This is a genomic window from Flavobacterium kochi (genome assembly GCF_048286715.1).
GTDB lineage: Bacteria > Bacteroidota > Bacteroidia > Flavobacteriales > Flavobacteriaceae > Flavobacterium.
Genome location: NZ_JBLVPW010000010.1, coordinates 69,364 through 91,689 on the forward strand (window position 1 = coordinate 69,364; position 22,326 = coordinate 91,689).

The following is a 22,326-nucleotide window of genomic DNA, read 5'->3' on the forward strand; positions in this document are numbered from 1 at the left end:
TGAAAAAAAATAAAATTATATGGCTATTGCTTTAAAAATACTGATAATCGACGATGATAAAGTTGATTCGATTACCATAATTCGTTCAATATCCCATTCTGGAATTATTGCCGATGTTGAAAGTGCTTTTTCAGCTAAAGAAGGTATTGAAAAGATTAAGTCATTTCATTATGACCTGATTTTTTTAGACTACATGATGCCTGATAGTGACGGTATTTCTTTTTTAAAAAAATTGAGAGACATAGGGATAGAAACACCTGTTATTTTTGTCACTTCGCAAGGGGATGAGAAAATTGCCAGCCAGGCTATTTTGGGCGGGGCTTCGGATTATATTCCAAAAACATTACTGACTCCTGATGGCATTTCGCAAAGTATCAGAAATGCAATTAAACTTCACAATAGCCTTGAACTGCGTAAAAAAACAGAATTAGCTTTAACTATTAATGTCAACAGGCTTTATGAAGCTCAAAAATTGGCCAAGATTGGGAGTTGGGAAATAAATCTAAATGACGGGGGCGTTTTTTTCTCGGAAGAAGTTTTCAATATTTTTGAAATTGACAAAAATAGCATTCCTTCCATAGCACTGATCAAATCATGTTTAATTAATTCAGACGATATTGAACTTTTTGAAAATAATCTCAATTATGTCAAAAATAGTAATTCAGAAGTACAGTTTAGCCATAGTATATTGTGTGAAGACGGAACGATTAAGTACATTAATGAGTTTATAAAGTGTTTGAAAGATGATCATAATGTGCCATTTAGGATTTTGGGTACCATTCAGGATATCAGTGAGCAAAAACGTATTGAAAAGGAGTTAATAAATGCTAAAGATATTGCAGAACAATCCGTTAAAGTTAAAGAACAGTTTTTGACTAACATGAGTCATGAAATCCGTACTCCAATGAACGGAATTATAGGATTTGCACGAATTCTGGAAGGCACAAATTTAGACAGTGATCAGAAGCAGAGCGTGGACGCCATAAAAAGAGCCAGTAAAAACTTATTGGTTATCATTAATGACATCTTAGACTTTTCTAAAATAGATGCAGATAAAATGACATTTGAAGATGTAAATTTCTCCTTGTCAAAAAATATAAATTCAGTAATTGAATTGCTTTCTCCGATTTCAAAAGAGAAAAAAATAAAATTATTGTGTGAAATAGATTCTGAAATAAATGATTTTTTGATTGGGGATCCGACACGTTTATCACAAATATTAATTAATCTGGTTGGAAATGCTTTAAAATTTACCGAGAAAGGATATGTTGAGTTAATCGTTTCCCAGGAGAAAGAATCTGAATTTGATGCTTTTATCCGATTTACTATTATAGATACAGGTATTGGTATTCCTGAAAATAAGATTGATTCCATTTTTGAAAGTTTTAATCAGGCATCAAATGAAACGACGCGAAAATTTGGAGGAACCGGTTTAGGACTTACGATCACTCGTAAACTCATTGAATTGCAAGGCGGAACGTTGACTGTAGAAAGTGAAGTTGCCAAAGGAAGTGAGTTTTCATTTTTATTACAATATAAAAAAGGTCAAAAAGGAATTGTTGAGCCGGTAAAAGCAAAAAAAGAACAATTGTCCTCTAATTTCCTAAAAAACGTAAAAATACTTTTAGTTGAGGATAATGAACTCAATCAGCTTTTGGCAATCAAGATATTTGAAAAATGGGAAAAAGTAATTGATATAGCCAATAATGGAAAAATAGCCATCGACAAAATAGAAAAGAATGAGTATGATATTATTCTAATGGACATACAAATGCCGGAAATGGATGGAAATGAAGTTACAAGATATATACGAACCAATATGGGGTCTAAATCAAATATCCCAATAATAGCATTGACTGCGCACGCTACATTAGTTGAAGAAAAGAGAAGTTTAGAAAGCGGTATGAATGATTATCTGTCTAAACCTTTTGATTTTAATGTATTGCTTGAAAAATTACACCACAATTTAATGAATGCAAATAATAATAAATCTTTTGGTTTATCAGAAGTAAAAGAAGAAGAAATTGTTGAAAAATTAATAAATTTTAAATATTTAAATGAATTTGCCGATGGTGATACCGTTTTTATCAAAAAAATGATGTCGTTGTTTTTACATAATGCCCCACCAGCTTTAGAATCCATAATTGAGGCAAATGCGATTGATAATATAATAGTTTTGAAAGCGGAAGTGCATAAATTAAAATCTTCCATAAGTTTACTGGGAATAGCAAGCGCCTCAAAATGTATTGAAATTATTGAAAATGAAATAGAAAGAAATCCTCTGGGACAAAAGCGCAAAGAGGAAGTCGAAAGTTTTTATGAAATCTGCCAGCTTGTTTTCAACGAATTGGAAACAATACATGGTTTTTCTAAAATTTAGCCGGCCGGCAAAACCAAATCGCGCAGAACAAGGTAAATGGTATAATGAGGAATAGTTTTTTTATACAATAAAGATTTTCAAAATGATTTCACAGCAAATTTTTAATACATTGATACTGTTAACCATTTAAAAAGTTTATTTTTGAGAAAAGTGTATGGTGTTTTTAACAACGACAAAACGTGGTTTTTTCAAAGATTTTATTTTCTAAGTAACTTAATACAAAAAATGAAAATACTAATAGCCGAAGATGATGAGATGATGCTAAAAACGATGGAGTTTAAGCTAATTCGTGAAGGATATGAAGTCATTTCATGCCCGGACGGTAAAATTGCATTGGATAAAATAGTTTCGGAGAATCCAGACCTTATACTGACAGATATAGAAATGCCTTTTGCTTCCGGATTAGATATCGTTGCTAAAGTAAAAGTGGAGCTAAAACTAAAGATCCCACTAATTATACTATCAGCGGTAGGTTTAGAAAAAACAGTATTAAAAGCTTTTGAATTAGGGGCTGATGATTTTATAACAAAACCTTTTAGTCCTAATGAGTTAATCGTTAGAATCAAGCGACTTTTAGTGAAATAAATAATTTAAAACTCCTTCTTAATTGTTTACAACAAGAAGTTTTTTCCTCTTTACCACGATGGCTTAGAACTTACCTTGTTCAATTCCAGTCAAGTTATTTTGGTTTATAAATATGAATGGATTGTCCCACTAATTTCCACTTCCCCTTTATTTTCTCTAATAAACGGATTTCATAAGAGAATGTTTTTTTTCCATCTTTGGCTGTCGATTCTTCATTATGGCTTACCCAGGCATTATTTTCATGGATACTCATTTTATAGTTAGTGTTCACTGAAAAACCGCCGTCACCCATTGCATCAGGATTTGTATTAATCATTGCAGTTGGAGGGACATCTATTGTAATACCCTCTGGAGTTGAAACTAAAATCCTACTGTATGGCTGAATGTACCAGCATTCCGTATGACCTTTACTATCGCGGGCTCTCCATGTGGCTGATTCTTTTTCCAGCAGTTTTTTTATTGATTCAGATGCATCAGTTTTTTGACTGTAACCTGTTAGGCATATACTTATAACTAAGAAAAATGACAATTTCCATTTCATGAGAATAGTGTTTTATGTAATTGTATAAAAAAGTACTGTGTTAAAATATTGATTTGGGCTAAAATATAAAAGTACTTTAGCTTCGGCTTAATGAACGTAAATATATGCTTTTTTCGGATGATTTATAGGTCTCAAACAGAATGTGGTGGTAACCATTTCGCTATTGAAAGTTTTTTACAACGCTACAATTGATTTGGGACTAAATAAAGATTTATTTCCCGGCTAAAACTAAACTTCCAGGCGGAAAACTTTCCATTATTGATATTATTGTTTTAATACGTTTGACTGTTTTTATCGTAGCAATTAATTATTGTGGTTTTAAAGATCTTATTTCTCTTTAAGACCAGTTAAATACTCTTGTTTTTTTAGGAAATTGAAGGTAGCCTGAGCCTTGTTGTTGAAAAGCGGAATAGTTTATTGAATGGTACTATAGCAATGGCCACTCATAAAAAAAAATCCATCTTGTGAAAACGAGACGGATTGTGTTCTTTTTAAATTGGTATTTATAAATGAAATCAAATGAATTGTTTGGACAAAAGAGGGTGTATTATTTTTTCTTAGCCGGGGGCATCATTGAATTCATTTTTTTTTGCATCATTGGTTTCATCTCTGTCACAATAAGTTTTATTGTGGTGGTTCCAACATTTTTGGCCATATGTGTTACGGCAGGCATATACATGGCAGTACCTGCTTTGATTTCCATAGCAGTTGCTGTTTTGCCTTTTTCAGTGATTTCAATCTTTCCGCTGGTCAGAGCATATATAACATGGTTAGGATGACTGTGCCAAGGCGCTATCATTCCCGGTTTGAATTCAACCTCCATTACTCTCACTTTATCATTTTCAAGGAGGATTTTTTTATACACATTTGCTGCCGCTTTCATTGGATCCTGTGCATATAAATTCGTAGCCTGTAGTAGGAATAATCCAAAGAGCAGTGTAACTAAAATCATTTTGATTGTTTTCATCTTTTTTTAATTTAAATTATTAGCTGTTTTAATTTAATTTTTTCTACTTGCATGGCTTTTTGGGAGTGCCTTTTTTTTTAAGTAGTCGATGTTTTTCCTATTTTATCTTTGATGTGAGTCGGAATTGACAAGAAATATAAACAGAATTGTCGGTAGTATTCTTGTTTGTCCGTAACTGCTTGTGGCTTTTAAAATACGCTTATAATCGGATTAGATTTACTATAAGTTGTGGCGTAATTTATTCGTTTTTTTGAGAGGCACAATACAGGCGTCATTTTTATGAGGGTACTAATTTACAAAAAAAAAAGAACTGGATGTTAAATAATTCCTATTTTTTAAAGGTTAATTAGTTGATTTTTAATGTTTTATTTTTTTTAATCGCCGTTAGATAATTTGCATCAAAAATCCGTTTTACCTGTTCCGATGAGGAAGGCAAAACGGATTTAGTATTTCAATTTATTATAACTAAATACATTCGAAAAGTGTTAGGCTGATGTTATTATTTATCAGAGCTGAAGTCTAGAATTACAAGTGAAGATCGTAACTGTTGTGCATTAAAATATTGTTTTAAAGTTAAAAATATCATTTTTAAAAACATTTATCTGGTGCTGTCTTTATTTTTTTAGTGCACCACATTTCTAATTTTGGCTAAATGTTGAAAAGTCTTTTTCACCATCGCCGTAAATGACATCATGTAATTTAATAGTACTGGAGGATTGATCAATAATTTCCCAAGGATCTATTGTTTCGACAAAATTTAATGGGGATGTAAAAGAAATATCGAATTTTAAATTTGAAAAATTATCGATATAACCATTATTATCTGTTATTGACCATGTTCCATTGTAAGTATTAGTTCCGTCTGAGGCAATTAACAAATTGTTTTCCTCAAAACTAAAAGTAAGCACTTTGAAATCAATTGTTTTATTGAGATCGGAGTCACAATAAAGATCTATTTTCAAAGTTCCGTCAGTAACAATAATAGTAACATTATTCGGGTTATCTACTGGAGTTACACCATTTGAACGATGGCCGGTTTTTAAATCTTCTGCACTTGGAGCGCAAGCAGAATTAATTTTAATAATTATCAATACCGGCCTTAAACTGAATTGTCTTAGTGTTTTCATAGCAAATAAATTAAATTATTAATTTTAACATTTCACTACATAAATAACATACAATACAATCAAATTTACGAATTTATATTAGTTTATTTGTTAAAATAATAAAATAATTTCAATGATATTAATGTTTTTTTTATTGAATTAAAAGCAAAAAAATCTGACTTTCTTTAATAATTCTGAAAAAGATTGTCTTGATTTATCTAATCTTTCAACTAGTTTAAGATTCAATAAATTGAGATTTATTTAAACCTTTCTATTTACTTGATAATGATCCTGTTTTTTGAAGTAGCAACTTTACTGTAAATTGCTTCAAGAGCGTAGTGTTTAATAAAGCCAGGTAGTTTCTTTAATTCCTTAATTTGATTCAGGATCGAACGTTTAATCGCACGTGACATTTTAATCAAATTATCGGTATTATCATCGATCTCCATAGTTAATATGGATTGGATAATTTCTTTTTTCATTACCTGTCCGGTCATTCCTTGTTCAGTAATTGCATTGAATTGATTAAATTTTTCTGCAATTCTTAAATTTTGAATACCCTGATAGCTATAATTTGGTTGTTTGTTTAAAAAAGTTTTTTTCAGTTTTGAAATAAGGGAATCATTTATTGTGTGCACCGTATCTTCAGTTTCAACTTTTATAATAGAAAATGTAAAAGGAATGTTCTTTTTGAAATGTAGTATGGTATTTATACTTCGACTACTGGTTACTACTGCTGAATGGTGTTTTCTTAGGGTTGAATTGTGTCCGGACAGGCCGAAGCTGTGTTTGATATATCCCTCGGTGCAATAGGCAAATAAAATCGATGATTTACTTAATGATTCAATACTGAGTGTGGTATCGTCAGAAAACATAAGGTTAACCTGGATAAAAGTAATACCATTTATAAAAGACAGCCCATCAATATTTCCCTTAATTAAATCTGAATCTAAGGTTAAATTAAATTCGTTATTGTTTGAATTTAAAACCCCTTTAAAAGAGGTTCCGAGTTCATTAAAAACTTCATTTATTGTTCCGGTATTAAGATAAATATTTTTCATAAGACGTACTTTTAAATCATTAAAAAAAAGAAAAATTGAATTCGTTTATTTATGCTATTCAAAGTACGGGATTAGGTGTAAATTTTTTGTTGTATAATTATTTATAAATGTTTTATAATTAATTGTTAATTAGATGGGTACTGTGATTTACAGCTTTAAAAAAAATGTTTTTTTAAGCTGTCTTACAGCATTAAACATACGTAACATTTTACTTATTATAGTGTGAGGGAGATGCAAAAAAAACTAAGTTAATGGTTGTATTATACATTTTTAAAGTAAAGTTTTATTAATGGAACAGACCCATGAAAAAAAAATCCGACCTGCTTTCAAATCGGATTTTTATTATTTTGTAGAGACGCGCTGCAATACGTCTCTAGGTGGTGTTTGTCTTATGTGTTACTTCATCGTACACAGGTGCAGCGGTATTCATAAGGGCTCATTTTTGGCTGTTTTTACAAATGCTTTAGCATCTGTCGCGGTGGTATCAATGTACACTAGTGATGAGTTGGTCCTGATTTTGATTTCCAGTATTGTATGACTTGAATTTATTGATATGATTATTGGCAATCATTTTAATGATGAAGGAGGGCAACAACTTATCGATTATCAAAAATAGTTTATTCATACGTCCTGGAATAATAATTTCTTTTCGGTTTAATAAACCTTTTATAGCTATTGGCGCAACCTCTTCCGGATTCATTATTGACTGACGTGCCAGCCAGTTATTGGACTTGTTGGTCATTACTATTGTTGCATTTGTGTTCATGCCGCCGGGGCAAATTACACTTACATTTATACCGTCGGAACTCAATTCTCCACGCAGACTTTTTGAAAAAGAATAGATGTAGGATTTAGTGGCACCATACACTTGTTTTTTTGCCAGATAAAAGAAACTGCTAAGACTGCCTACATTTAAAATGTGGGAGGGTTTATTCGTTTTCAGCATGGTAAGAAACAGGCTGGTGAGCAGTGTCGTTACAATCACATTTAACTTCAGCTGTTTTTGATAAAAACTGACACATCCTTCGCTAAAAAACATGGTACTGCTTATCCCTACATTATTGATGAGCATATTAACAGGTAGCCGAAGTTTTTCTACTTCTTTAAAGACCAAGAAACAATTCTCTTCAATAGCAAGGTCTTTTTCTATTGCAACGACATCAATATTATATTTTTGTTCTAATGAGTCTGCAAAAGAATGAAGTTTAGATTCAGGTAATGCCACAAGAATTAAGTTCATTTTTCTTGATGCGCATTCAATTGCCAATGCCTTTCCGAATCCTTCGCTGGCACCGGTTATCAGGGTATATAAATTGTTATACATGACTTTGATTATTTAAAAAATGAATAGTTTGGTGTAATGCTTCTCCGAGTGGAGTTATTTTGTATCCTAATTCTTCGATTGCTTTATCACTGGAGAAGGCGTAGTTATTGAAAATATAGTCAATTGACTTTGCTGTAAAAAGCGGAGGGTTCCCTATGATTTTATAGTTCAGTAATTGTAAAAGCGCTAATGCTTTAAATATATTTTTTGAAAGAGGGATTATATGTCCATTGCAGGAAGATAGAGCTCTAATTTGATTAAAAAATTCTTGGTATGAAATATTTACTCCGCCGAGGATATATTTTTCTCCACTTTTTCCTTTCTCCATCGCCAGCAGGTGACCATTTATTATATCATCTATGAAGGCAAAACTGACTTGGTATGTGCCAGGTGAAGGAATCAGAGTGATTTTCTTTTTTAAGAACATATTTATCACAGCATTGGCCGTAAGTGAATGAGAAACATTTCCGGGACCATAAATTTTTGAAGGGCTCACAATAACGGCATTCATACCCTCGGTTGTGTGTTGAAATATTATATCTTCACTTAATTTTTTTGTTAAATCATAAGCATTACTAATCTTAGTGGTTCGAGAGTTTTCTTCGTTCAGCGGATTGTTAAGCGATGGTCCAATCACGCCACAGGTGCTTGTAAAGACTGTTTTTTCTATACCTGATTGCAAGATCGCCTGAATGACATTACGAGTTCCTTCAACATTTGCATTATGGAAATCAGAATAATTTTTTATAGACAGGCCGACTTTTGCTGCCGTATGATATACCTGTTGACATCCTTTCATAGCAGCCACTACGCTTTCTTTATCTAAAATGTCGCCTTTAAAAATGGTAATATTTGGATGTTGCAATACTCTTTTTGCTGAATCTGAACGAACAATTGCATGGACTTTATTTCCCATGTTTGCCAGTGTATGTGCAAGATTATTACCTACATACCCCGTGGCGCCTGTTATTAAAATTTTCATGATTTTGCTATTTTAAAGTTGGTTAAATTAAATCGGCAAAGACTAAGTTCATAAACTAAAGAAAAACCGATATGAAGAATAATGGCTGGCCAAGCCGCATCAAATAAGATGCTTAAAAAACAAACCAAAATTCCAAAAGGAATGCAAGCCCACATTTCTTTTTTGCTGTTAAAAATGTGTACTGAAACATAAAGGAAGGTATTTACCAAAAAGGCTAATGGGGTTCCAACCCGACTGATACAATCAAAAAGTAAAAAACCCCTGAACCATAATTCATACGCAAACAGAAATAGAGATCTGATGATGAAATAAGAAACAAAAAAATCTGGGGATAAATGACCAGGGTTTCCAGATGATTCCTGTTTATTTTCATAGGTGGATTTACTTTGTCTGAATGCAATGATCACTATTGCCATAAAAATCAGAATGTATGGAAAGACTAATAAAAGATCAGGTGTTTTATTGCCTGTCAGCACTTTTAAAATGGAATGTTTTACTAAAATTCCAGGAGCAAGTCCAAGTACAATTATTCCCATGATATGGAAACCGATAAGTTTACCGGGTCTTGATGTGAACGTACCATTATCATTGATTAATCGGTTACTGTTGTATGTTTTGCTTATCCAACTGAGGACGAAAAATAGAACATAACTAAAGAGATAGATCATATTATTTGTTGTTAGCATGACTCTTGTTTTAAGGTTTAAGAATTACTTCTGCTGAATAGAATGTATGGTCAATCTTAATTTTAGTGCAGATGCCCTCTTCGTAATAAAAGCAGTTGCTAGTGCCATTAGGGAACTTCATTTTGTATCCTCCATCAGCTGTTTTTGTTATTTTGACAAAGCATTGTTGTTTGTCACAATACACAGAATTTGAAGTTACGGGCTCTTGGAAATACAGAGTTAACAAGTTTGAGCTGATAGTAGGAAATGGAAGTTTCACTTTTTCTCCATTTTCCGATACTTCATACTTATCAATAACAAGTTTTGTTTGTTTGTCCAGTTTTGTAGTACCATTGGTTTTTCTGAATTGAGAGGAATAAATCAGTTTTCCATTTTCAAAAGAGGAAGACTCTCTTGCCAACATTGTGATTGGTACAATGGCTTTGGTTCTTATTTCGGAAATTAACAATAGTTCTGATTTATTCCCAATACTGTTTTTTTCAAGTCGCAGCCAGCCAATATCATTTCCCCTTTGCATTATTTTATAATTCAGTTGTACGTTTTGGGCAATTGACAGTACTGGCAAAAACAGCATAAGTTGTATAAGAAGATTTCCGAGAAAGCTGTGGATACTGGCTTTCAAAAAATTACTTATTTTTGAAAAGACCTTAATCCAGGTTTGATAATAGTACTTTTTCAATAAAGTACAAATAATAAAAAGTATCATGATTGATGTTTTTAAGTCGTGAATGATTAACTACTGGAATTGAACACAACAAAACGATTTCCAAAAAAGAGGCGTTTCTAAAATAGTTGCCCTTTGATTGCTAGGAGTTTAATTTGGAATCGAAAATTCTCCAAAGTCAAAATCACTCATTTCTATAGCCCCGATGACAATAACACTAACTAAACCACTAGACATAAGGCCGATGGTTTTCAATGTCGAAAATTTCTTCGCTTGAATTTCTTTGATTTTGAAGATAGGAACAGTTACTTCATGGTTGTTGATCATAAAAGTGACTGTGTTGTCATTTGCAGTCTTTAGTGCTGCCTTAATGAATTTTGTGTCTTGTCTTATTTTGTAGTTTTTGCCTACAATTAATGGCGTTTCTTTCAAATCTATTGCTTTATAAGTATAGCAACTTTGGAACAGGAAAGAAATAATAACGAAGTAAATGATGGAATTTTTCATGATTTCTAGACTTTTAAATTCAGTCTCAAAATTATGACAACAGAAAAAAGGAATTATCCAAGATTATCGAACGTATAGGAATTAGGACAAGTTGGATAATCCTGGACAGTTTATTTCTCTCTAAATTCAGAAGGAGTAACATGGGTAAATTTCTTGAAAGCGGTATAAAACGTGGACTTAGAGTTAAATCCACATTCTAGTCCAATAGCAACTATCGTATAGGCTGAGTAGTTTGATTTTGTGAGGTATTTTTTTGCTTTTTCGACTCTCAAATAATTGATGTAATCCGAAAAATTATATCCGCTTTCCTGGTTAATTAAATGAGATAATTTACTCGTGCTTATTTTCATTTCGAAAGCCAATTTTTCTAAACTAAATGTCGGATCACGAAATCTTTTGTTTTTTTCGATATAGGCTCTAATCTGTTGAAATTTATTTTCTTCTATATGGTTGCTGTGTGGAATGCTAATTTTATGTTTCTCTTCGAAGGCAATCGCTTTTCTTAATGCAATTCGTTCGATCATTAATGAATAATTGTAAAATCCCTGATAACTGATCCAATATAATAAAGAAGTGCTGCTCAAACGCAATGGGTAATAAATAAAAACTTGTGGGTTTAAAGTTTTGTCTAAATTTAATAAAATGGCACAAACCCACATGAGTATAACTATACTGCCAAAAAACATGAAATTTTTAAGCCATCTTAAATCATCAAAAGCTAAAATGGGCAGGTAGAGTTCGGAATAGTTAAAAAGTATTAAAATTGCTTTGATAAAAAGAAATATGGAGTACAGTGCATTTACAATTTCTTCTATTTGTACATATCCTGCGATAAATAAATTGTTTTTTTCATTATAGAAATAAGGGATAAATGCAATTCGTATCACTACTTCCAAAATAAATAAGGTAAAGGAAATATAGACAAAGGAAACTAACTTTTTTTCAATTTTAAGGTAGTGGACTAAAAAAAAATAAAAAGAGGGAAAAATAAGGACATACCATGGAATTTGTAATCTTTGAATAAAAAATGGAGCATCTATAAAAACAGTTTCCAACAAACAAGCCTGGAGATTATTCAACATTAAAAAGGCAACCACAAAATTGAGGTAAATGATAGTTTTGTCTTTTCTGTTTTTTGAGCACTGTGTGGCAATTATAAAAGCAATTCCAAGCAATACCCCTGAGATCATTAAAAAATCGAATAGGTGTTTCATCTTTACCCTTTTTGATATTAATAGACTCTATAGGTTGTTTTGGGGTGTTATTATTTTTTGAAAATATTTCGGCACATTATAAATTCCTGAACTAGGATTTTACCTTTTGGTTTGTTGTATTAAAACCTCACGTAAATTTAATTTATTTTTCTTATAAAAATACTTTTATAATGAGTTATACGCAAATCTATAAATGCTTTCTTTGGTCTTGCTAAATTAGTTTTATGTTTTTTTTATTGGTGAAGAAAAACTATTTTCATTGGCAGGTTGTAGTTGATATTTTGGTAGCTAGTTTGTTATTTAAAAAAACGACTATTTTATTGGAGAATCATGTAATAAGTGTGCAAAAAAAATCCGACTTGCTTTCACAAATCGGATTAATAAATCTGAAATTAAAAATCGTTAATCTACAATCTGAAATTTATAAATGTATTACCTCACCGTATGCATCCGCAACAGCTTCCATAACCGCTTCACTCATTGTTGGGTGGGGGTGAATTGATTTTAAGATTTCGTGTCCTGTAGTTTCAAGTTTACGAGCCACAACTGCTTCAGCAATCATATCCGTAACTCCTGCCCCAATCATATGGCAACCCAACCATTCGCCGTATTTAGCATCAAAGATCACTTTTACAAAACCATCTGGTGTTCCGGCAGCTTTAGCTTTTCCTGAGGCTGAGAATGGAAATTTACCAATTTTCAGTTCGTACCCTTTTTCTTTAGCTTGTTTTTCGGTCAAACCTACTGAAGCGATTTCAGGAGTTGCATATGTACAACCCGGTACGTTTCCGTAATCGATAGGTTCTACGTGAAGGCCTGCGATTTTCTCTACACAATTGATTCCTTCAGCAGAAGCTACGTGAGCTAATGCTTGCCCTGGTGTCACATCGCCAATAGCATAATATCCAGGAATATTGGTTTGATTGTATGCGTTTACCAAGATTTTATCTCTGTCAGTAGCAATACCTACTTCTTCTAATCCTATGTTTTCAATATTGGTTTTGATTCCAACTGCTGAAAGTAAAATCTCAGCTTCTAGAGCTTCTTCTCCTTTGGCCGTTTTTACAAATGCTTTAACACCTGCTCCGGTAGTATCAATTCGTTCAACTGAAGAGCTGGTCATGATTTTGATTCCAGCTTTTTTCAAAGAACGTTCCATTTGTTTTGAAATGTCTTCGTCTTCAACGGGAACTACATTTGGCATGAATTCTACAATGGTAACATCAGTTCCCATAGCATTATAAAAATGTGCAAATTCTACTCCAATAGCTCCGGACCCTACAATAATCATGGACTTAGGTTGCGCAGGCAAACTCATTGCTTGTCTATAACCAATTACTTTTACACCATCTTGTGGCAAGTTTGGCAATTCACGAGAACGGGCCCCGGTTGCAATGATTATATGGTCAGCACTGTATTCAGTAACTTTATTGTCTTTGTCAGTAACATCAACTTTTTTTCCTGGTTTTAGTTTTCCAAAACCATCAATCACGTCAATTTTATTTTTTTTCATCAAGAATTGAACACCTTTGCTCATTCCGTCAGCTACACTACGACTGCGTTGTACGACAGCAGGGAAGTCTTTGTCAAATGATGAAACAGTCAATCCGTAATCAGAAGCGTGTTTTAGATAATCAAAAACCTGAGCTGATTTTAGTAATGCTTTTGTTGGGATACAACCCCAGTTCAAGCATACTCCGCCTAAGTTTTCTTTTTCAATCACGGCTACTTTAAAGCCTAATTGGGATGCTCTAATGGCTGTAACATATCCTCCAGGACCACTTCCTAAAACTATAATATCGTATTTCATTTTTTAAGTATTTATTTTTTTAGTTATAAAAATGGAATTCGCAAAAGCTCATTTCATTTTATATCCGTTTTTACTAAATTAATTGATTTGGCGAATTTAAGGATTTATTCTGTTTTGAGAAAATTTCAATGAAATAAAGTAATAAAGTAACAAAATTTCAAAAAAACACTGTTATTTTAAAAAGGCTTACAGTATTGTCAATACAGGGATAGCTTTTTTTTAGCCGCAAATTCGTGAATTTTTAATTGAAAATTAAAAATTTAGTGCCTTTTGTATCTTGTCAAACAAAAAACTTTACAGTCTTTGCGGTAGAAAAAACGTAACAAAAAACACTTAATTAGCTACTGAAAATTGAGAATCATACAAGTTCTTGTAATATCCACTTTCACGGTTGATTAGCTCTTGATGTGTGCCTTGTTCCACAATTAGTCCTTTATCCATTACCACAATTTTATCGGCATTGACAATAGTTGCAAGTCGATGCGCAATTACTATCGAAGTTCTGCCTTCGGTAATGGTTTCAGTGGCGCGTTGAATCAATTCTTCGGAATACGTATCAATCGATGACGTAGCTTCGTCCAGAATCAAAATACTGGGGTTGCTCACATAGGCTCTTAAAAAAGCAATTAACTGGCGCTGCCCTGACGAAAGCATTACGCCACGCTCTTTAACGTCAAAATCATAATTGTCCGGTAAACTCATGATAAAATTATGAACGCCAATTTTTTTGGCTGCAGTCAAAACCTGTTCTCTGCTTATCGCTGGATCATTCAAAGTGATATTATTGAAAATAGTATCGGCAAAAAGAAAAACATCCTGCAAAACCACTGCGATTTGTCTGCGTAATGTGCTTAAAGTGTAATGCTCGATGTTGTGATTATCGATATAAATTGAACCACTGTTGATTTCGTAAAAACGGTTTAGCAAATTGATAATTGTGGATTTCCCTGCTCCTGTGGAACCTACAATAGCAATGGTTTGTCCGGCATTTACTTCAAGGTCAATCCCTTTAATGACATCTTCTTCAGGAATATAACCAAAACGGACATTTTCGAATCTAATATCTCCCTTAAAAATGGGTGCTTCAATTGTTCCTGTATCTTGTATCTGATCTTGGGTATCCAAAATATCAAAAACACGATTGGCAGCAATCATTCCCAGTTGCATTTCGTTGAATTTATCTGCAATTTGACGCAACGGATTAAATAACATTCCAATAAACATGGTGTACGAAAACAAATCCCCAAAAGTCGTGAAATGATCTCCATTCAATATTTTTATTCCACCGTACAGTACAATAAATCCTAATGTCAAAGAAGAAATAATATCAGCAATAGGGAAGAAGATGGAGTTATAGAGAATAGTTTTTATCCAAGCTCTGTTGTGTTTGTCGTTAATGCTTTTGAATTTTTCATATTCAATATCTTCTCTGTTGAAGAGTTGAACAATCTTCATTCCTGTAACACGTTCCTGAACAAAAGAGTTCATGTTGGCAATTTGCGTACGCACTTCTTCAAAAGCAACTTGCATTTTCTTTTGGAAAATTCGGGTGATGAAAACTAATATTGGCATGGCAATAATTACAATCCAAGTCAATGTCCAGTTCATGTAAAACATGAAAATAAGTACAACAAGCATTTTCATCAAATCGCTGATAATCATAAACAGTCCCTGGCTGAAAATTCGTGCGATAGATTCAATGTCCGATACCGAACGTGTAACGAGTTGTCCTACAGGAACAAGGTCAAAATACTTCATTCTAAAGCTCAACAGGTGTCTGAATAGTTTTGTTCGAATGTCTTTAACTATATCCTGACCGAGCCAGTTTGCCCAATACACAAAGTAAAATTGCGAAAATACTTCCATTAAAAGAACCACTCCCATCAGGATTACATACATCAGTAGTCCATTTTGGTCATGAGTTTTTATGTAACCGTCGACCGTTTGCTTCAATAGATAGGGGCGTAGTGCCGCAAAAATTGACAGTGAAATGGCAAAAATAATCACGCCGTCAAAACGCCATTGATACGGTTTCGTATAGTGTAATATTCGTTTGAATAATCGGGTATCAAATGCTTTTGCTTTCATGTTTTTTTTTCTTTAAGTCTTATGCTTTAGGCAGACTGCTTAAAACTGGTGGACTAAAACTATAAATAATCGTATTCTATTTGGGTTAAATATAAACCATGGGCCGGAACTGAAAAACCAGCCTTATCGCGGTTTTTACTTTCTATAATGGCAATAAAATCAGCCAATGTAATCTTGTGTAATCCTATGTTTATTAATGTTCCCACAATGGCACGAACCATATTTCGTAAAAAGCGATTGGCCGAAATCGTAAAAATAAGGCTGCCGTTTTCTTGTTTCCAATAGGCTTCAGAAATTGTGCAGTCAAAGGTATTCACATCTGTATTCACTTTCGAGAAACATTGAAAATCAGTAAAATTAAACAATAATTTAGCCGCTTCATTCATTAAATCCACATCTAATTTTTGATGGAAATACCAACTTTGTTCTTGCAAAAAAACATCTTTAAAGGTGTTGATATGGTATTCATATGTTCTTTTGGTAGCGTCAAAACGCGTATGCGCTTGATCGTGAACGGGAATGATAGCATAAACAACAATATCTTTGGGCAGGTAGGAGTTAAGTTTGTGAACTAAATTTGGAATGTCAAATGATGTTTCAAAATCAAAATGAGCGTACATTTTCTTGGCGTGAACACCAGTATCAGTGCGTCCGGCTCCCATAAGATTGATTTCAGTATTCAATAGCACTGAAAATGCCTTGTTCATCATTTCCTGAACCGATGCAGCGTTAGGCTGGTATTGCCAACCGTGATAGTGGGCTCCGTTATATGCTAATTTTATGAAATACCTCAAGTGATTTTTTTTGAAGTGACAAAGATACTTATTAATTTTTGTGTCACGAAGTTGCTATGGCGCAAAAGTTTGTTAAGTTTTAAATGGATTTTTTATTTGGAATTTGAATGTCTAATTTTACCCCAAAATCCTTGCCCAGATAGCAGTGGAAAATCTTTATTGCTTTTCTTTAAAAATGTAAAGATTGAAACGAATAGATGGAAATAGCTCCAAATACAACCAGTTTTGAAAAAAATATTACTGCTTTCAGATACACACAGTCACATTGATGATACCATTTTGAAATATGTCGCTCAGGTTGATGAAGTTTGGCATGCGGGAGATATTGGTGATTTGGCTGTAACCGATGCCATAAAAAAACTAAAACCGTTGCGCTGTGTTTATGGTAATATCGATGACGCTAAGGCGAGATTGGAATTCCCGTTGCACAACCGCTTTATGTGTGAGAGAGTGGATGTTTGGATTATACATATTGGTGGTTATCCGGGGAAATACAATCCCAATATTAAAGCGGAGATGGATGTGAATCCTCCAAAATTATTTATCTGTGGGCATTCGCATATTCTAAAAGTGATCTTTGATAAAAAGTATAATTTATTACACATGAATCCTGGTGCAGCAGGCAAAAGTGGCTTTCATAAGGTGCGCACGATGTTGCGTTTTTTGATTGATGGCGATAAAATCAAGGATTTGGAAATTATTGAAATAGAGCAAAAGGGGTAGCAATTATTTTTCTACAACCGGTACAACGATATAAATTGATGTTCCATGATTTTGTTTGGAATCGATAGAAATACTGCCTTTTAAATTGTTGATTCTCGCCTGAATCTGATTGAGTCCAAAGCCTTCAAGATTATGAAAATGGGCAGTGTTAAAGCCTTTTCCATTATCGTAGACATGAATTTGTAGTGATTTATTGTTTTCCTGAACAGTAATCTTTGCAGTGCTTGCCTTGCTGTGTTTGATAATATTATTCAATAATTCACTGATAATAAAATAAATTTTCATTTCAAATTCTTCATTATAACGCGTTTTTGTAGGTACCAGACTTGAATATTTAAATTCAATTACTGAGTTTGAATTTTTTTCACATAGATCTTCCAGTGCATAAAATAAACCAAAACGGGCCAAAAGTGTAGGCATCAGTTCATGTGACAAATCGCGAACTTTATCATGCGCTTCCACTAAAATAGCTTTAGTTTTTAGTATCTCCTGAGGAGGAGATTGATTTTGGGAAGTAAAAACATTTAAATGCAATCCTGCCGAAGACAACAAAGCACTTATGTTATCATGTAAAAAGGAAGCGATTTTTTTTCTTTCTAATTCCTGTCCGTTTATGGATGCATTGATTATGTTTTCCTGAATTTTACTTTGCAAATCTTTGAGTTTGTTGTTCTGTTTTAGTTTTGAATTCTGAAATGAAATGTAAAAAAGAATGATGATTAAAAGCAATAATGAAATCACTATAATGCTGATTTTTTTGTTTTTAGATTGCGTTTCCAGTAATAATTCCTGTTTCGTTTTGTATTTAGTTTCTATTTTGTCAATCTCTCTTTTGTATTCATCTATTTCGAGATTAATGCCGGCAACATTAATTTTTTTGAGTTTTTCTTCCGTATTCAGTTGCGCTGTGATGGTGTTGTAAAGAGCCAGGTTTTCGTATGCTTTTTGAAACTCACCTGTTTTTATTAAAAATTTAGAATATTCTTGATGTGTAAAGGATAAATCTGATTTTTCATTTCCTTCATTTCCAAATTTTATGGCGTTTTGAAAAAAGAAGTTGGCTTTTTTAGTGTCATTTTTATAACCATAATACATACCATTAAGCATATTTAGGGCAACTATTGTAGATTCATCACCGTATTTTTGGTGGTATTTGTTTATATATTCTAAATAGGGATAGCCTTTGTCAAATTGACCAATATCAAAATAAGCCCAAGTTATATTGAGTTTCGTAAATACTGTCTGGCTTAAATCGTTTGTTCTTTTACTGTATTGTAATGATTTTTTGTAACAAACAATTCCTTTCTCATATTGTTTCTTATCAAAACAATAGATGTTCCCCAAATTGTTATAGAGCCAATTTTTTAATTGATTATTATTGGTCTTTTTGGCATAAAGCAGGCCTTTGTTGTAATAGAAAAAGGCTTTGTCAAATTCAGCTAATTCATCAAAATTTGCTGCGATCGTGTTGTAGGTGGAGGCGATAAGATAATCATCTTTGATAGCAATGGCATAATGCAAAGCGATCCGGGCTTTTACCAGAGATTTTTCAAAATAACCCCCTTTCATGCATTTATTAGCCTCTTTTGATAATAGTGTGATTTCTTTTTTGGAAAGTGTTTTTTCCTGGGCAAAAGAAGGAGCGCTAAAAAAAGTTAGCAAAAGAAGCACTATGTTAATTCGAAATAGAGCCATGAAAAAGTTCTTTAACTGCTTAGTTTATGATTTAATCAAATTATTTTTAAGTGCATATTTGACTAAGCTGATCGTGTTTTTTGCATCTAGTTTCTTCATTATGTTTTTACGATGCGTTTCAACGGTATTGACACTGATGAATAGTTGCTCACTGATTTCCTTACCACTATATTCCAGTGAAATCAAAATAATGATTTCCAATTCGCGTCCTGTCAGAATTGAATTTGTATCCAGCTCGTTTTTGTTTAGTTTTGGATTGCTCTTTGTTAAAGAATTAAAGATTTTTTCTCGAACCGGTGTGCAAAAATATTCTTCTCCTCTCGAAATTGCTTCAATGGCTTCAACGATATTTTCACCGGCACATTGTTTTGTTAAATAACCACTCGCACCAAGCTTCATGATTTCTTTTATCAGTTTCAGATCATCGTAACTCGAAAGAATAATGACCTTACAAGGAAAACCCTTCTCAGCAAATTCTTTGATAACCTCAATTCCGTCCTTTTCCGGCATATTAATGTCTAAAACAAGAATGTCAGCTTTGTTATTCGTGACGTCATCATAAATGGTGGTGCCATTTAGAGAAAATCCCACCACTTCATAATTAGGAATAGTCTGAAGTAAAGTACTGATTCCATCAATAAGTATTTGATGATCGTCCGCTAAGTGGATTCTGATTTTTGTTTTCATAATAGAATTACTACGATTCAAATTTATAAAATTTTAATGAATCATTTAGTAAGATTTTTATTATTTTTTAAAAGATATTTAACAAAAAAACCCGAATTGTTACATCCGGGTTTTCTTCGCACTAATAAATTAAGTTTATAGGTTTATCTCAATCTGTCCACAGATTTTACAAGATCTTCATCCTTTTTGATGGCCTTATTAGCCAAGACTAATAATACGATAGCAACTACAGGTAGAAACATCCCAATACCTTTCTCCGAAACAGCTACTGTTTCTCCAGATAAGTTTAGTGAACGATATACAAACAATCCTAATAAAATTAAATTTAAAATTATGTTCAATCTGCCAATAACAAATTGATTTTGTCTTTTTTTATAAGATATGATACCTAATAAAGTAAGCGTTGTGCTTAAACCAAATAAGATTACATAGACCTGATCTTGCATGAATAAAAAATCAGTACCATTGTTCATTGTCCATAAAGGAATGAAAAAGGGTAAAATTCCTGTCACTACAAAAGCAAGAAATAGATAAATGGTTTGAATTCTTTGTATCATGGTTTGAATTTGTTCTACAAAAATATATTTTCTTTTTTATAAATACTATTGTATGATAAAATTTTATTCGTATTATTGCATGACAATACCGTAAGCACTTCATACTGCGGTTGATTCAAAATAAAAAAGTTTACTACCTATCTTTACATTTTTCCAAAATAATTAAACTCATAGAACATTCATGTTTGATATTTCTGCATTAAAAGAAATGAAGCTATCTGAGCTTCAAGAAATAGCTAAATCAGCTAAAACCATAAAGTTTAACGGTGTAAAAAAAGAGACATTAATTAGTCAAATTTTAGAGCATCAAGTGGCTGCTAACGTTGATTCAGCATTAGATACTAAAAAGGAAAGTAACGTTGAAGACGATAAACCCAAGAGAACGAGAATCGTTCCTGTTAAAAAAGTTGCGATTCAAAAAGCTGTAAAAAACACTCTTTTCGATAAAGAGGATGTTGCAACAGAAATAAGTATTCCGGTTGAAGCAAAGCTTCAGGCTGAACCAATACCAAAAGAAGAGGAGGTTGCTCCAATTCAAGAAGAACTGGCAGATACTGAAAAAAAAGTAGGGAAGATTATTAAATTTAATAAATCGGCCTACGAAAAGAAAATTGCTTTAAAAAAGGATAAGGAAGAGGTAAAAGAGGCTACCAAAGAGAATGAGGAGGTTACAGATGTTGTAGTGGAAGAGAAAGCAGAAGTTGCTGCTGCGCCGGTAAAAAAGATTAATCCAAATCAATTACATAAACAGAACCAAAACCAAAATCCAAACCAAAACGGGAATCAGAATCCAAATTTTAAAAATAAGAAAAGTAATTTTGCTGCGTCTGACTTTGAATTTGACGGAATTATAGAAAGTGAAGGTGTTCTTGAAATGATGCCTGACGGATATGGTTTTTTGCGTTCCTCAGATTATAATTATTTAGCGTCACCAGATGATATTTATTTATCGACTTCTCAAATCAGATTATTCGGTCTTAAAACAGGAGATACCGTAAAAGGAGTGGTTCGTCCACCAAAAGAAGGAGAGAAATTTTTCCCATTGGTAAGAGTTTTAAAAATAAACGGACACGATCCTCAAGTGGTTCGTGATCGGGTTTCATTCGAACATTTAACGCCTGTCTTTCCTTCGGAGAAATTCAAATTAGCGGAAAAGCAAAGCACTATTTCAACGCGAATTATCGATTTGTTTTCACCAATAGGAAAAGGACAACGCGGAATGATTGTGGCACAACCTAAAACCGGTAAAACGATGTTGCTTAAGGAAATTGCCAATGCAATTGCGGCGAATCATCCTGAAGTGTATTTAATCGTTTTGTTGATTGATGAACGCCCGGAAGAGGTTACCGATATGCAACGCAGTGTGCGTGGGGAAGTAATTGCTTCTACGTTTGACAGGGAACCACAAGAACATGTGAAAATTGCAAATATCGTACTTGAAAAAGCGAAACGACTTGTGGAATGTGGACATGATGTGGTGATTCTGTTGGATTCCATTACACGTTTGGCCAGAGCTTACAACACAGTTCAGCCTGCTTCAGGTAAAGTGTTAAGTGGTGGTGTGGATGCCAATGCATTGCAAAAACCAAAACGTTTCTTTGGAGCTGCCCGTAATGTGGAAAATGGAGGTTCATTAAGCATTATTGCAACTGCATTGACTGAGACTGGTTCGAAAATGGATGAAGTTATTTTTGAAGAATTTAAAGGTACTGGTAATATGGAATTGCAATTGGATAGAAAAATTGCAAACAAACGTATTTTCCCGGCTATCGATTTAACTTCTTCAAGCACAAGACGCGACGATATGTTGTTGGATCAAAAAACATTGCAAAGAATGTGGATTATGCGAAAATATCTTTCGGATATGAATCCGGTAGAAGCTATGGATTTCATTAATGATCGTTTTAAGAAAACCAAGAATAATGAAGAGTTTTTAATCTCAATGAATGATTAAA

General features: G+C 33.0%; 20 protein-coding genes. 4 read left to right on the plus strand and 16 right to left on the minus strand.

The window, feature by feature from the left end:
• Positions 1-19: 19 nt before the first annotated feature.
• On the plus strand, positions 20-2,380 hold the full coding sequence (locus tag ACNQGH_RS10655) for a response regulator (protein WP_417955989.1): 2,361 nt from the start codon (positions 20-22) through the stop codon (positions 2,378-2,380).
• Between the two features lie 225 nt (positions 2,381-2,605).
• Positions 2,606-2,965 carry a response regulator transcription factor gene (locus ACNQGH_RS10660; RefSeq protein WP_417955990.1) on the plus strand — a complete coding sequence of 120 codons (360 nt, stop codon included), beginning with the start codon at positions 2,606-2,608 and terminating at the stop codon, positions 2,963-2,965.
• 94 nt (positions 2,966-3,059) lie between these two features.
• On the opposite strand, the gene ACNQGH_RS10665 is transcribed toward ACNQGH_RS10660, so the two are convergent.
• The 13 genes from ACNQGH_RS10665 to truA form a co-directional block, all read right to left on the minus strand.
• Complete coding sequence (locus tag ACNQGH_RS10665; protein ID WP_417955991.1) at positions 3,060-3,506, minus strand: endo-arabinase; 447 nt, start codon at positions 3,504-3,506, stop codon at positions 3,060-3,062.
• Between the two features lie 547 nt (positions 3,507-4,053).
• Positions 4,054-4,473, minus strand: a complete 420-nt coding sequence (locus ACNQGH_RS10670) for a cupin domain-containing protein (RefSeq protein ID WP_417955992.1) — start codon at positions 4,471-4,473, stop codon at positions 4,054-4,056.
• A gap of 638 nt (positions 4,474-5,111) precedes the next feature.
• A complete protein-coding gene (locus ACNQGH_RS10675; RefSeq protein WP_417955993.1) occupies positions 5,112-5,600 on the minus strand; it encodes a hypothetical protein in 489 nt (162 codons plus the stop codon).
• Between the two features lie 254 nt (positions 5,601-5,854).
• Positions 5,855-6,640: a hypothetical protein gene (locus ACNQGH_RS10680; RefSeq protein WP_417955994.1), complete on the minus strand. Its 786-nt coding sequence runs from the start codon at positions 6,638-6,640 to the stop codon at positions 5,855-5,857.
• Positions 6,641-7,124: 484 nt separating this feature from the next.
• Positions 7,125-7,964 (minus strand): SDR family NAD(P)-dependent oxidoreductase, encoded by an 840-nt coding sequence (locus tag ACNQGH_RS10685; RefSeq protein ID WP_417955995.1) that lies wholly within the window; start codon positions 7,962-7,964, stop codon positions 7,125-7,127.
• Positions 7,957-8,946 (minus strand): NAD-dependent epimerase/dehydratase family protein, encoded by a 990-nt coding sequence (locus ACNQGH_RS10690; RefSeq protein ID WP_417955996.1) that lies wholly within the window; start codon positions 8,944-8,946, stop codon positions 7,957-7,959. The genes ACNQGH_RS10685 and ACNQGH_RS10690 overlap by 8 nt, the downstream gene beginning before the upstream one ends.
• The gene (locus ACNQGH_RS10695; protein ID WP_417955997.1) at positions 8,943-9,632 is read right to left on the minus strand and encodes a CPBP family intramembrane glutamic endopeptidase; all 690 of its coding nucleotides are present in this window, start codon (positions 9,630-9,632) and stop codon (positions 8,943-8,945) included. Before ACNQGH_RS10695 ends, ACNQGH_RS10690 begins: the two co-directional genes overlap by 4 nt.
• A 10-nt stretch (positions 9,633-9,642) precedes the next feature.
• Positions 9,643-10,338, minus strand: coding sequence for a DUF6134 family protein (locus ACNQGH_RS10700; RefSeq protein WP_417955998.1), 696 nt, complete (start codon positions 10,336-10,338; stop codon positions 9,643-9,645).
• Positions 10,339-10,446: 108 nt separating this feature from the next.
• A complete protein-coding gene (locus ACNQGH_RS10705; protein ID WP_417955999.1) occupies positions 10,447-10,803 on the minus strand; it encodes a hypothetical protein in 357 nt (118 codons plus the stop codon).
• Positions 10,804-10,913: 110 nt separating this feature from the next.
• Positions 10,914-12,017, minus strand: a complete 1,104-nt coding sequence (locus tag ACNQGH_RS10710; RefSeq protein ID WP_417956000.1) for a helix-turn-helix domain-containing protein — start codon at positions 12,015-12,017, stop codon at positions 10,914-10,916.
• 421 nt (positions 12,018-12,438) lie between these two features.
• Positions 12,439-13,827 carry a dihydrolipoyl dehydrogenase gene (gene lpdA / locus ACNQGH_RS10715; RefSeq protein WP_417956001.1) on the minus strand — a complete coding sequence of 463 codons (1,389 nt, stop codon included), beginning with the start codon at positions 13,825-13,827 and terminating at the stop codon, positions 12,439-12,441.
• A gap of 333 nt (positions 13,828-14,160) precedes the next feature.
• Positions 14,161-15,915, minus strand: a complete 1,755-nt coding sequence (locus ACNQGH_RS10720; protein WP_417956002.1) for an ABC transporter ATP-binding protein — start codon at positions 15,913-15,915, stop codon at positions 14,161-14,163.
• A 59-nt stretch (positions 15,916-15,974) separates the two neighbouring features.
• Entirely contained in the window at positions 15,975-16,709 is a 735-nt protein-coding gene (gene truA, locus ACNQGH_RS10725; protein WP_417956003.1) for a tRNA pseudouridine(38-40) synthase TruA, read from the minus strand.
• 225 nt (positions 16,710-16,934) lie between these two features.
• Here truA and ACNQGH_RS10730 point away from each other — a divergent pair, with 225 nt between their 5' ends.
• A complete protein-coding gene (locus tag ACNQGH_RS10730) occupies positions 16,935-17,432 on the plus strand; it encodes a metallophosphoesterase family protein (RefSeq protein WP_417956004.1) in 498 nt (165 codons plus the stop codon).
• Positions 17,433-17,435: 3 nt separating this feature from the next.
• On the opposite strand, the gene ACNQGH_RS10735 is transcribed toward ACNQGH_RS10730, so the two are convergent.
• The 3 genes from ACNQGH_RS10735 to ACNQGH_RS10745 form a co-directional block, all read right to left on the minus strand.
• On the minus strand, positions 17,436-19,127 hold the full coding sequence (locus tag ACNQGH_RS10735) for a tetratricopeptide repeat-containing sensor histidine kinase (RefSeq protein ID WP_417956005.1): 1,692 nt from the start codon (positions 19,125-19,127) through the stop codon (positions 17,436-17,438).
• Between the two features lie 24 nt (positions 19,128-19,151).
• Positions 19,152-19,814: a response regulator gene (locus ACNQGH_RS10740; protein ID WP_417956006.1), complete on the minus strand. Its 663-nt coding sequence runs from the start codon at positions 19,812-19,814 to the stop codon at positions 19,152-19,154.
• A 143-nt stretch (positions 19,815-19,957) separates the two neighbouring features.
• The gene (locus ACNQGH_RS10745) at positions 19,958-20,371 is read right to left on the minus strand and encodes a DUF4293 domain-containing protein (RefSeq protein ID WP_417956007.1); all 414 of its coding nucleotides are present in this window, start codon (positions 20,369-20,371) and stop codon (positions 19,958-19,960) included.
• Positions 20,372-20,552: 181 nt separating this feature from the next.
• Here ACNQGH_RS10745 and rho point away from each other — a divergent pair, with 181 nt between their 5' ends.
• A complete protein-coding gene (rho, locus tag ACNQGH_RS10750; RefSeq protein ID WP_417956008.1) occupies positions 20,553-22,325 on the plus strand; it encodes a transcription termination factor Rho in 1,773 nt (590 codons plus the stop codon).
• The last annotated feature ends 1 nt before the right edge of the window (position 22,326 follow it).